The organism is Sphingomonas sp., assembly GCF_019746015.1.
GTDB lineage: Bacteria > Pseudomonadota > Alphaproteobacteria > Sphingomonadales > Sphingomonadaceae > Sphingomonas.
The window spans coordinates 1-11,586 of sequence record NZ_JAIESM010000023.1; the positions used below are offsets into that span (position 1 = coordinate 1).

Consider the following 11,586-nt stretch of genomic DNA (forward strand, 5'->3'; position numbering starts at 1 on the left):
GTTGCGACGGCTTCTTCATCGCGCGGCTGGTGCGGGAATAGGGTTGGTTTGGTTTTGCCGGTTACCGTACCAGCCCGCCCCCTCACCCGGGGCACCCCACAAAGTACTACTTTGTGGGGACCCCGACGGCCTCCCAACGGCAGTATCTTGTGGGAGGCCGGGTGGGGGAGCGGGCCGGCGCCGGTTCAGCGACAGCTGAACCCGAATCTACGCCGCCAGCGCCGCGTCGCTCACAAAGGGATTGGTCTGCCGTTCGATGCCGAAGCGGCTGGGGCGGCCATGGCCGGGGACGAACACCGTCTCGTCGCCCATCGGCCACAGCTTTTGCACGATCGACTCGAGCAGCTGCTGATGATTGCCCATCGGAAAGTCGGTGCGGCCGATCGACCCTTCGAACAGCACGTCGCCAACCAGCGCCAGCGCGGACGGGGCATGGTGGAACACGACATGGCCCGGCGTGTGGCCGGGGCAGTGCCGCACGTCGAGCGTCAGGTCGCCGAGCGTCACCGTGTCGCCGTCATCCAGCCAGCGGTCGGGCTCGAACGGCACGCCGTTCAGCCCCCAGGCGCGGCCATCATCGGCCAGCCGCGCAATCCAGAAGCGGTCGGCCTCGTGCGGCCCCTCAATCGGCACGCCCAGCGCCTGCGCCAGCACGCCCGCCTCGCCGCAATGGTCGATATGGCCATGGGTGACGAGGATCTTCTCCACCGTCACGCCTTCCTTCGCCATCGCCGCCTTCAGCCGGGGCAGGTCGCCGCCGGGATCGACGAACGCGCCACGCATTGTCTTCGTGCACCAGATCAGCGTGCAGTTCTGCTGCAACGGGGTGACCGGGATGATGGTGGCCTTGAGCGGTGGCGTCATATCGCCATGGCGATAGGGCCGCGCCGGGGCCTGAGCAAGAGGCGGCAAAAGGCGGTCGCAGGCGCCGGGCTTGCCAGCCGGGGGCGCGGGCGTGCATTTGGGCCGTAACGATGGCGCCGCACCCACCCTTTGTCCTGCTCGACGATGCGCGCGACGGCGGCGCCACGCCCCGGCTGTATCAGCACCCCGTCGCGGTGGTGGAGGCGCGGGAGGTGGCCGACGTGGCGCCGGCGCTGGCGCGGGTGCGCGCGGGCGTGCGCGCCGGGCAGTATGCGGCGGGGTTTCTGGCCTATGAAGCGGCCGCCGCGTTCGAGCCGGCGCTTGCCCCGCCGCCGCCGGGCACGATGCCGCTCCTGTGGTTCGGCTTGTTCGAGGGGTTTTCGACGCCTGACCTCGCCGAACTGCCCCCGGCCGACGGGGCGCTGGCCGGCATGCCCCAGCCGCAGATCACGCGCGGCGCCTATGACGCGCGGCTCGACCAGCTGATCGCGCTCATTCGCGCGGGCGACCTTTATCAGGCCAACCTCACCTATTTCGCCGATGTGCCGGTCGCGGGCGCGCCGCTGGCGCTCTATGCCCGGCTGCGGGCGGCGCGCGCGGGTTATGGCGCGGTCATCGCCACCGGCGCGCAGCACATCATCTCGCTGTCGCCGGAGGAGTTTTTCACGCTAGCGGGTGACACGCTCAGCTGCCGGCCGATGAAGGGCACCGCGCGGCGGCTGGCCGACCCGGCGGCCGATGCAGAGGCCGCCCGCGCGCTTGCCGCCGATCCCAAGCAGCGCGCGGAAAATCTGATGATCGTCGATCTGATGCGCAACGATCTGGCGCGCATCGCAGTGGCGGGTTCGGTGGCAGTGCCGGCGCTGTTCAGCGTGGAAAGCTATCCCACCGTCCACCAGATGGTTTCCACCGTCACCGCGCGGATCAGGCCCGGGCTCGACTGGGCCGATGCGCTGGCGGCGCTGTTTCCCTGCGGCTCGATCACCGGCGCGCCCAAAATCCGCGCGATCGAGGCGCTGGCCCAGATCGAGGGGCGCGCGCGCGGCGTCTATACCGGGGCGATCGGGCGGATCGACCCCGGTGGCGATGCGGTGTTCAGCGTGGCCATCCGCACCTTGACGCTGGCGGACGGCGCGCCGGTCGCCGAACTGGGGCTGGGCTCGGGCATCGTCGCCGATTCGACCGCGCCCGCCGAATGGGACGAAACGCTGGCCAAGGCGGCGTTCGTGCGCCCCGCGCCGCCGCGCTTCGACCTCATTGAGACAATGGCGTTCGACCCCGCGCACGGCATTGCCCTGATTGAACTGCATCTGGCGCGGATGAAGGCCAGCGCGCGGGCGCTGGGCTTTGCGTTTGATCGCCACGCCGCTCGCAACGAGCTGCAGGCGGCAACCTTCCGGCTCGACCGGGCCAGCCGGGTGCGGCTGCTGCTGTCACCCAGCGGCGCGATTGCGGTGGAAACCCGCGCCGCGCCGCCCGCGCCGTCGGCGCCGATGGCGGTCGCGCTGCGCCCCCATCCCCTGCCGGGCGCCGATCTGCGCCGCCACCACAAGACCAGCGACCGCCGCTTCTGGGCCGAGGCGCGCGACCCCGGCGCGGACGAAACGCTGTTCGTCGATGCCGACGGCATGCTGACCGAGGGCAGCTTCACCAGCCTGTTCGTCCCGCGCGGCGACAGGTTGCTCACCCCGCCGCTCGCCCGCGCCATCCTGCCCGGGGTGCTGCGCGAAACGCTGATTGCTCAGGGCCGTGCGGTCGAGGCCGAGCTCAGGCCCGAGGATCTGGCCGGCGATTTCCTGATCGGCAACGCGTTGCGCGGGCTGATGCCGGCGCGGTTGCGCTCGGCGGCGGACGGCGATAGCGCACGGCCGACTGCCATGGGGGGACAGAGATGACGCCATCTGCCGCGCTCGACCGGATCAGCCCGTCGCCCACGCTTGCGCTCACCGCGCGGGTGGCCGAGCTGCGCCGCGCCGGCATCGACGTGATCGGCCTGGGCGCGGGCGAGCCCGATTTCGACACTCCCGATTTCGTGAAAGAAGCGGCGATTGCCGCGATCCGCGCCGGCCAGACCAAATATACCGAGGTTGACGGCACCCCCGCGCTGAAGGCGGCGATCGTCGCCAAGTTCAAGCGCGACAACGGGCTGGAGTATACCAGCGCGCAGGTCACCGCCAATGTCGGCGGCAAGCACACGCTGTTCAACGCGATGGTGGCAACGCTCGACGCGGGCGACGAGGTGATCATCCCGGCCCCTTATTGGGTGAGCTATCCCGATGTCGTGCTGTTTGCCGGCGGCGTGCCGGTGGTGGTCGCCGCGGGTGCGGCGCAGGGGTATAAGCTGACGCCCGAACAGCTGGAGGCGGCCATCACGCCGCGCACCAAATGGCTGATCCTCAATTCGCCGTCCAACCCGACCGGGGCCGCCTATAGCGCTGCCGAGCTGCTGGCGCTGGCCGAGGTGCTGCGCCGCCACCCGCATGTCTGGGTGTTTGCCGACGATATGTATGAGCATATCGTCTATGAAGGCTTTGCCTTTGCCACCATCGCCCAGGTCGCGCCGGACCTCTATCCGCGCACGCTGACGGTGAATGGCTGTTCAAAGGCCTATGCGATGACCGGGTGGCGCATCGGCTTTGCCGGCGGCGCCGAATGGCTGATCAAGGCGATGGGCAAGCTCCAGTCGCAGTCCACCTCCAACCCCTGCTCGATTGCGCAGGCCGCCGCCGTTGCCGCGCTGACCGGCGACCAGGCCTTTCTGAAGGAGCGCGCCGCCGCGTTCCAGGCGCGGCGCGATCTGGTGGTGGCGATGCTGAATGCGGCGCCCGGCCTCCACTGCCCGCGCCCCGACGGCGCCTTCTATGTCTATCCGGACTGTTCGGCGCTGATCGGCAAGCGCACGCCCGGCGGCGTGCTGCTCGACAGCGATCAGGCGATTGCCACCTATCTGCTTGATGTTGCGCGGGTGGCGGTGGTGCCGGGCAGCGCCTTTGGCCTCTCCCCTGCCTTCCGCATCAGCTATGCCACTTCGGAAAATCTGCTGCGCGAGGCGTGCACACGCATCCAAACCGCGCTTTCGGACGTTGATTGACCACAGAATCGGTTCGCATAGCTGCCTTCAGCCAAGGTTAAGAAAAACTTTGCCTTGTTTGTAAGAAGGATCGTTCCGATCTGCGCGTTAACGTTGTTGCCCGGTGCCGCTGATGGGCAGGTCGGGTGACAGAGAACCGGGAAAGACGAATGTTGAAGCTGCTTAAGTCCCCCTTGGTCTGGCAACTGGGTGGTGGTTTCATGCTGGGCACGCTGGGCCTGGTGCTGGTGGAGCCGGCGGCCGCCGCCGGTGTGGCGCACGATGTGCTGCGCATCGCGATGGTGCGCTGAGCGCGGGCCAGTGTAACCCTCTGCGCCGCGCGGGCGTATCCGCCGGGACAAGCGCATGAGGATTTCGATGAACAAGTTTTTCGTTGCGACCGGGGCCGCCGGTCTGTTGAGCCTTGGCATTGCCGGCAGCCTGCCCGCACAAGCGGAAAAAGCCGTGCCGATCCCGCCGCCCGCGCGGGACGTGCCGGCCCGTGGCGGCACTCAGACGGCGGTGTTCGCCGGTGGCTGCTTCTGGGGCATGGAAGCGGTGTTCGAGCAGCTGAAGGGCGTCCGCTCGGTCACCTCGGGCTATGCCGGGGGCAGCGCGGCCGATGCCAATTACGAAGCGGTCAGCAGCGAGACCACCCGCCATGCCGAGGCGGTGCAGATCGTCTATGATCCCGCCGTCATCAGCTATGGCACCTTGCTGCGCGTGTTCTTCTCGGTCGCGCACGACCCGACGCAGCTCAACCGCCAGGGGCCGGACAGCGGACCCAGCTATCGCTCGGCGATCTTCCCCCGCGATGCGCAGCAGCGCGCGGTGGCGGCCGCCTATATCGCGCAGCTGGCCAAGGCGCGCAGCTTTGCCGCGCCCATCGTCACCCGGATCGAAAGCGGCAACTTCTATCCGGCCGAGGGCTATCATCAGGACTTTTTCGCGCGCAACCCGGCGCACCCCTATATCGTCCATTGGGACAAGCCCAAGGTCGCGGCGTTCCGCGCCGCCTTTGCCGCGATCGCCAAATAGCGCGTCAAGCGGCGAGCGGAAACCGCAGCAGCCGTGGCCCCAGCGCGACCAGTGCCTGCGCGCCGGGGCCGACCGCGTTCAGAATGGCCGGGTGCGCGGCATCCAGCCCGCCGGTGAACGCGCCGAACGCCGGCAGCACCAATTTGCTCGCCCCCGCCACGATGCACCGCCGGGCAACGGTGCGCCCGCGCTGACGGATGCGCAGCTTGGGGTGGAAATGGCCGGAGATTTCGGGGCGCGGATCGGCCGGATCGGCCTCGTGCCGCAACAGGATGCCGCCGACCAGCGCCTCCGCGCGCACATCGCCCAGCCCCGGCAGCGCGCCGGCGTCATGATTGCCGGTGATCCAGGTCCAGCGAGCCTGCGCGGCGAGCCGCACCAGCATCGCGCGCGCCGGCGGCGGCAGCCGGCCGACCCCGTCATCATCGTGGAAACTGTCGCCCAGGCACCAGATTTCGGCCGGGTCGAGCCGTTCGGCAAGCGCGGTCAGCGCCGCCAGCGTCGCCACGCTGTCATAGGGCGGCAGCAGCTGGCCGTGCGCGGCGAACCAGCTGGCTTTTTCGAAATGCAGATCGGCAACCAGCAACGCCCGCCGCGCCGGCCACCACAGCGCCCCTTCGGCCAGCGCGGCCAGTTCCTGTCCGGCGAACGAAAAGCGAACCATGCCCCCGCTATGCCGTGGCCCGCGCGCGGCGGCAAGCATGGTTGCGCGCCGCCCCCCGATTGCGCCAAAATCAGTTGCATGGGGCGCGGATCGGCGTACAGGCGCCCTTCGCCGCGCAGGGCCGTGGCACGAGCATGTGGGGCATGATGAAGTGACCAGCACCGGCACCGCACCCAATGGCGCCAACCGCCTGTCCTGGGCCACGCTGCCGCTGATGGTCGGCGCGATCGGCGTGGTCTTCGGCGATATCGGCACCAGCCCGCTTTATGCGTTTCGCGATGCGCTCGCCCAATGCGCGAAGGACGGCATCACGCCTGACGAGATTCTGGGCGTGCTGTCGCTGGCGTTGTGGGCGCTGATTCTGGTCGTCACCTGCAAATATGTGCTGTTCCTGACCCGCGCCGACAATCAGGGCGAGGGCGGCGTGCTGGCGCTGACGGCGCTTGCGCGGCGATCCACCGGCGCGGCGATCGGCCGGCGCTCGACGGTGGCGCTGGTGCTGGGCGCGGCGGGTGCCTCGCTCTTTTATGGCGACGCGATCATCACCCCGGCGCTGTCGGTCCTTTCGGCGGTTGAGGGGGTGAAGACCATTCCCGGCTTCGAAAATGCGATCGGGCAGGACATGATCGTGGCGCTGACCATTGCCATTCTGGTCGCGCTGTTCCTCATCCAGTCGCGCGGCACCGCCAGCGTATCGCGCCTGTTCGGCCCGGTGTGCATCCTGTGGTTCGCCTCGATGGCCGGGGTCGGGCTTTATCATGTGTTCGACGATCTCACGATCCTGAAGGTGGTGTGGCCGGGCTATGGCATCGGCTTCATGGTGGAGCATGGCGTGACCGGGCTGTTCGTGCTGGGCGCGGTGTTCCTGACGGTGACGGGGGCAGAGGCGCTGACCGCCGATATGGGCCATTTCGGCCGCGCCCCCATCCAGCTGGGCTGGTTCCTGATCGGCTTTCCGGCGCTCGCGCTCAACTATCTGGGCCAGGGCGCGTTCGCGCTCGCCACGCTGCGCCGCGCGCAGGAAAGCGGCACCGCGATGACCAATATGGACTGGTTCTTCGTGATGGTGCCCGAAATGCTGCGCCTGCCGATGATCGTGCTGGCGATGCTGGCGACCGTGATTGCCAGCCAAGCGGTCATCACCGGCGCCTATTCGCTGACGCAGCAGGCGATCCAGCTGGGGCTGCTGCCGCGCCTGCGCATCCGCCAGACATCGGCGGCGCATCTGGGGCAGATCTATCTGCCGTCGATCAACTGGCTGCTGCTGGTCGGCATCATCGTGCTGGTGCTGCAGTTCAAGACGTCGTCGGCGATGGCAGCGGCCTATGGCATTGCGGTGACCGGCACGATGGTCGTCACCTCGTGCCTGGCCTATATCGTGGTGCGGCACCACTGGCACTGGGGGCGGCCGGCGGCGCTGGCGCTGATCGTGCCGTTCCTGACGCTGGACTGCGTGTTCTTCGGCGCCAACATCCTGCGCGTGGTCGAAGGGGGCTGGGTGCCGCTGGTGATCGCAGGCGCGATCGGCCTGCTGATCGCCACCTGGATGCGCGGGCGCCGCATCGTCGGCGATTTCGAGGCGCGCCAGAGCATTCCGCTCGCCGATCTGGCCGCCGCACTCGCCAAGCGCGCGCCGGAGCGGGTGGACGGCACCGCCGTGTTCCTGACCGGCAACCCCGACAGCACGCCCGGTGCGCTGCTCCATAACCTCAAGCACAACAAGGTGCTGCACGAGCGCAACCTGATCGTGTCGGTGCGCACCGCCGACCGGCCGGTGGTGCCGGTGGAGGAACGCGCGACGGTGTCGCTGATCGACGACAATTTCACCCGCGTCATCCTGAAATACGGCTTCATGGAAAGCCCCGACGTGCCGCACGATCTGGCCCGCTGCCTGGGGCCCACGGTGCCGCCGATCGAGCCGATGCGGACCAGCTATTTCATCGGCCGCAACACGCTGAAGGCATCGTCGGAGGAAGGCATGCCCCTGTGGCAGGACCGCATCTTCATGTTCCTGCAGCGCAACGCCAGCGACCCGACCGACTTCCTGCGCATTCCCCCGGGCAAGGTGCTGGAACTAGGCGAGCAGGTAACGGTGTGAGGTTTGTGGGGGGGGCGGGCCGGCACCGCCTGAGAAACTCCCCTTCACACCTTCTGCAGCGCGACGCGGATCTCGCGGTTGACGAAGTCGATGTCGACGCGCCGCATCAGCTTCAGCGCGTCCATGCCCAGCAGCAGCGCCGGCTTGTTGTCCAGCCCCAGCCGCTTGAACGGCGCGGCATCGGCAAAGGCCACCGGCAGGTTCTGGAAGGTGACGCCGCCAAACACCACCGCACCGATCTGGGTATAATCGGCGGTCATGGTCTCGCCGGTCACGCCGGTGATGGTGATCGGCACCACTTTTTCTTTGGCGCGGATGACGCGCGCCCGCAGCGCCAGATTGCCCATCGAGACGGCAGCGCCGGTATCGATCACGACGCGGATGCGCTGGCCGCGATAAAAGGCTTCGGTGACGATCAGCTGCCCGAGCAGGCTCTGCGCGGTGACGACGATTTCGCCCGGCTCGACCGGTTCGCCGCCGCCCCGGTGCCGCCGCCGCGACCGCCGGACCGACATCTCGCCCTTGTCGAAATCGATCGACACCTGATGCCCTTGCAGCGAATCAAGGCCCAGCAGCCCGGGCGCGCCCAGATTGTCGCCCTTCAGCGCCGGCGCCTCGATCTGCCGGCTGACCACGCTGCTCATCGCCAGCGTCGGGATGCGCACCGTGCCGACGACGGCGGCGCCGGTCATCGCGGTCAGCCGCACGTCGCGGCCCCGGGGCAGCGCCAGCAGCCGCGCCAGCTCGCGCGAGACGACGGTGCGCTCCGCACCTGTGTCGATGGTGAAGGGATAGGGGCCACGCCCGGCAATGCTGACCGGCACCGTCATCCGCCCCGGCTGGTCGCGGCCGATGGCGAGCACGTCGGCCTCGGTCAGCGGCGGCTCGGCCTCGGCGGACACGGTGGCGGCGGGCACCGGTGGCGGGGTGCTGGGCGCGGGCTGGGCAAGCGGCGACGCGGCCTGCTGCGCCAGAACAGGTGCGGCCAGCATCGCGGCGAGCAGGGCAACGGACCAGCGCATCGCCGCACGCTACGCCCGCCCGCACCCGGCGGCAAGGGCGGGTTGGGGAACGGGCCGGTCTAAAGTTCTGTCCCGAATTTATTGAGTCACCGTTCGTGTCGAGCGAAGTCGAGACACGTGGACTGGGCGCGCCGCTCGCGACCGCGTCCCTCGACTGCGCTCGGGACGAACGGATTCAGGGTGAAGAGGACAAACTCCAGCTGAAACGGTTGCGGCCCCGGCCCGCTCCGCCACCCGACCTCCCACAAGATACTGCCGTTGGGAGGTCGGGTGGGGGAGCGGGCTGGTACCGCCCCTCAATCCAGCCGCATCGCCTCCGCCGCCAGGGCTTCCGCCTCGATCAGCAGTGCCTCGTCGGCCAGGCCCTGCGGCACGCTTTCGCGGCCGATCATCACCAGCACCGGCACCGCGAGCGGGGAGACGCGCGGCAGATCGACGTGCAGCATCGTGCCCGCCGCGCGGTCCAGCAGGTCGGCCAGCCGGCCGATATCGGTGAGCTTGGTGCGCGCGTCCGCCCAGGCCGCCTTCAGCAGCACATGTTCGGGCTCATAGCGGCGCAACACGTCATAGATCAGGTCGGTCGAAAAGGTCACCTGCCGCCCGGTCTTGCGCTTGCCGGGCTGTTGCCGCTCGACCAGCCCGCCGATCACCGCCACTTCGCGGAAGGCGCGCTTCAGCAGATATGACCCCTCCACCCATTCGGTGAATTCCTCGGCCAATATGTCGGGCGAGAACAGCCGCGCCGGGTCGGTCACCGGCTCCAGCCCGTAACAGGCCAGTGCATAGTCATTGGCGACAAAGCCGATCGGCTTCAGCCCCAACGTTTCCATCCGCCGCGTCACCAGCATGCCGAGCGACTGGTGCGCGTTCCACCCTTCAAAGCAATAGGCGACCAGATGGTGCCGGCCATGGTGCGGAAAGCTTTCCACCAGCAGCTGCCCCGGTTGCGGCAGGCGCGACCGCCGCGCCTGGATTTCCAGCCACTCGCGCACATCGTCGGGAAAGCGCGCCCACTGCGCGGGATCGGCCAGGAAGCCGCGCACCCGATCGGCCAGATGGGTGGTGAGCGGCATGCGCGCGCCGCCATAGCTGGGGATGCGCGCCGGGCGGCTGCTCGCGCGGACCAGCACATCCTCGGTGTCGATCCGCTCGACCGCGAGACTGAGCCCTGAAAAGAAGAAAGTGTCGCCGGGGCTGAGCGTCGCGGCAAAGCTTTCCTCGATCCGCCCCAGCCGGCGGCCGTTCCTGAAGCGCACGCCCAGCATTGCCGCCTCGACGATGATGCCGGCGTTCAGCCGGTGCTGCTGGGCAAAGCGCGGATGGGTGAGGCGCCAGCGGCCGGCCCCGTCGGGCGTCAGCCGGCGGAACCGGTCATAGGCTTTGAGCGCATAGCCGCCATCGGCGACGAAGCGCAGCACCGCGTCGAACTGCGCCGCATCGAGCGCGGCATAGGGCGGCGCGGTGCGGATTTCGGCGAGCAGCGCGGCTTCGTCGACCGGCGCGGCGCAGGCACAGGCCATGATGTGCTGCGCCAGCACGTCGAGCGCGCCGGGGCGGAAGACATCGGCATCGAGCGCGCCTTCCTCGATCGCGTCGATGGCGGCGCGCGCCTCCAGATATTCAAAGCGGTTGCCGGGCACGATCATTGCCTTGCTGGGGCTGTCGAGCCGGTGATTGGCGCGGCCGATCCGCTGCATCAGCCGCGACGCCCCCTTGGGCGCGCCCATCTGGATGACGCAGTCGACATTGCCCCAGTCGATGCCCATGTCGAGGCTGGAGGTGGCCACCAGCGCGCGCAGCTGGCCGGCGGCCATTGCCCCTTCCACCTTCACGCGCGCCTCCAGCGCCAGGCTGCCATGGTGGATGCCGATCGGCAGCGCGGCCGAATTTTCCTTCCACAGATCCTGAAAGATCAGCTCTGCCAGCGCGCGCGTGTTGCTGAACACCAGCGTGGTCTGGTGGCGCGCGATCTCGGCCAGCACCTGCGGCGCGGCATAGCGGCCCGAATGGCCCGACCAGGGCACCCGCCCCTGCGGCAGCAGGATGGCAAGTTCCGGCGGCGCCCCCGGCGCGCCGCGCACCAGCCGCACCCGCTCCGCCTCGCCCCGGGGCGCGAGCCAGGCGCGATAGGCATCGGGGTCCGCCACCGTTGCCGACAGCGCGACGCGGCGCAGCCCCGGTGCCATCGCCTGCAACCGCGCCATGGCGAGCGCCAGCAGGTCACCGCGCTTGCCGGTGGCAAAGGCGTGCACCTCGTCGATGATGATCGTGTCGAGCCCGGCAAACAGCGCCGCGCTGTCCGCATAGCTGATCAGCAGGCTGAGCGATTCGGGCGTGGTCAGCAGGATGTTGGGCGGCCGCACGCGCTGGCGCGCCTTCCGGTCCGACGGGGTATCGCCGCTGCGCGTCTCCACGCTGATGGGAAGGTCCATCGCGGCGATGGGGGCGATCAGGTTGCGCTCCACATCCGCCGCCAGCGCCTTGAGTGGCGAGACATAGAGCGTATCGAGTGTCTGCGAGACGCTCTGCGAAAGCCGGGCGAGCGTCGGCAGGAAGCCCGCCATGGTCTTGCCCGCGCCGGTCGGCGCAACCAGCAGCGCATGCTCGCCCGCCTGCGCCGCCGCCAGCATCGCCAGCTGATGCGCATGCGGCGCCCAGCCCTGGCGCGCGAACCAGGCGGCGATGGGGGGTGGGAGCGGGTTCACCGCCGCAGGCCCCCAGCCGGTGGGCGCCGGGGGCAAATTCGCTGGGCAGGCCGCTTCATGGTGGCCATATAGCGGCGATGGCAAGGCTCGGCGACTGGATCGATGTGCGGCGCGACGGGATTTAC

Annotated in this window: 9 protein-coding genes; 5 read left to right on the forward strand and 4 right to left on the reverse strand. The window is 69.1% G+C overall.

Annotated features, from left to right (window positions below; translation table 11 throughout):
- Positions 1-207: 207 nt before the first annotated feature.
- Complete coding sequence (locus K2Y03_RS03765) at positions 208-864, reverse strand: MBL fold metallo-hydrolase (protein ID WP_294088391.1); 657 nt, start codon at positions 862-864, stop codon at positions 208-210.
- A gap of 110 nt (positions 865-974) precedes the next feature.
- Between K2Y03_RS03765 and pabB the strand changes: the two genes are divergently transcribed.
- From pabB to msrA, 4 genes are all read left to right on the forward strand, one after another.
- Complete coding sequence (gene pabB / locus K2Y03_RS03770; protein WP_294088392.1) at positions 975-2,759, forward strand: aminodeoxychorismate synthase component I; 1,785 nt, start codon at positions 975-977, stop codon at positions 2,757-2,759.
- On the forward strand, positions 2,756-3,955 hold the full coding sequence (locus K2Y03_RS03775; RefSeq protein WP_294088394.1) for a pyridoxal phosphate-dependent aminotransferase: 1,200 nt from the start codon (positions 2,756-2,758) through the stop codon (positions 3,953-3,955). The genes pabB and K2Y03_RS03775 overlap by 4 nt, the downstream gene beginning before the upstream one ends.
- Positions 3,956-4,104: 149 nt before the next feature.
- Complete coding sequence (locus K2Y03_RS03780) at positions 4,105-4,245, forward strand: hypothetical protein (protein ID WP_294088395.1); 141 nt, start codon at positions 4,105-4,107, stop codon at positions 4,243-4,245.
- Positions 4,246-4,312: 67 nt separating this feature from the next.
- Complete coding sequence (msrA, locus tag K2Y03_RS03785; RefSeq protein ID WP_294088396.1) at positions 4,313-4,972, forward strand: peptide-methionine (S)-S-oxide reductase MsrA; 660 nt, start codon at positions 4,313-4,315, stop codon at positions 4,970-4,972.
- Positions 4,973-4,976: 4 nt separating this feature from the next.
- Here msrA and pdeM read toward each other — a convergent pair whose 3' ends face one another.
- The gene (gene pdeM, locus K2Y03_RS03790; protein ID WP_294088397.1) at positions 4,977-5,636 is read right to left on the reverse strand and encodes a ligase-associated DNA damage response endonuclease PdeM; all 660 of its coding nucleotides are present in this window, start codon (positions 5,634-5,636) and stop codon (positions 4,977-4,979) included.
- A gap of 214 nt (positions 5,637-5,850) precedes the next feature.
- On the opposite strand from pdeM, the gene K2Y03_RS03795 reads away from it, so the two are divergent.
- Complete coding sequence (locus K2Y03_RS03795) at positions 5,851-7,734, forward strand: potassium transporter Kup (RefSeq protein ID WP_294088400.1); 1,884 nt, start codon at positions 5,851-5,853, stop codon at positions 7,732-7,734.
- Between the two features lie 44 nt (positions 7,735-7,778).
- Here the strand turns inward: K2Y03_RS03795 and K2Y03_RS03800 are convergent, their stop codons facing one another.
- Positions 7,779-8,756, reverse strand: a complete 978-nt coding sequence (locus K2Y03_RS03800) for a retroviral-like aspartic protease family protein (protein WP_294088398.1) — start codon at positions 8,754-8,756, stop codon at positions 7,779-7,781.
- Between the two features lie 296 nt (positions 8,757-9,052).
- Positions 9,053-11,461 carry a ligase-associated DNA damage response DEXH box helicase gene (locus tag K2Y03_RS03805; RefSeq protein ID WP_294088399.1) on the reverse strand — a complete coding sequence of 803 codons (2,409 nt, stop codon included), beginning with the start codon at positions 11,459-11,461 and terminating at the stop codon, positions 9,053-9,055.
- Positions 11,462-11,586: the final 125 nt, after the last annotated feature.

Coding starts and splice junctions, on each gene's coding strand:
- K2Y03_RS03765 (WP_294088391.1), bottom strand. CDS start 864: ATGACGCCACCGCTCAAGGCCACCATCATCCCGGTCACCCCGTTGCAG.
- pabB (WP_294088392.1), top strand. CDS start 975: ATGGCGCCGCACCCACCCTTTGTCCTGCTCGACGATGCGCGCGACGGC.
- K2Y03_RS03775 (WP_294088394.1), top strand. CDS start 2,756: ATGACGCCATCTGCCGCGCTCGACCGGATCAGCCCGTCGCCCACGCTT.
- K2Y03_RS03780 (WP_294088395.1), top strand. CDS start 4,105: ATGTTGAAGCTGCTTAAGTCCCCCTTGGTCTGGCAACTGGGTGGTGGT.
- msrA (WP_294088396.1), top strand. CDS start 4,313: ATGAACAAGTTTTTCGTTGCGACCGGGGCCGCCGGTCTGTTGAGCCTT.
- pdeM (WP_294088397.1), bottom strand. CDS start 5,636: ATGGTTCGCTTTTCGTTCGCCGGACAGGAACTGGCCGCGCTGGCCGAA.
- K2Y03_RS03795 (WP_294088400.1), top strand. CDS start 5,851: ATGGTCGGCGCGATCGGCGTGGTCTTCGGCGATATCGGCACCAGCCCG.
- K2Y03_RS03800 (WP_294088398.1), bottom strand. CDS start 8,756: ATGCGCTGGTCCGTTGCCCTGCTCGCCGCGATGCTGGCCGCACCTGTT.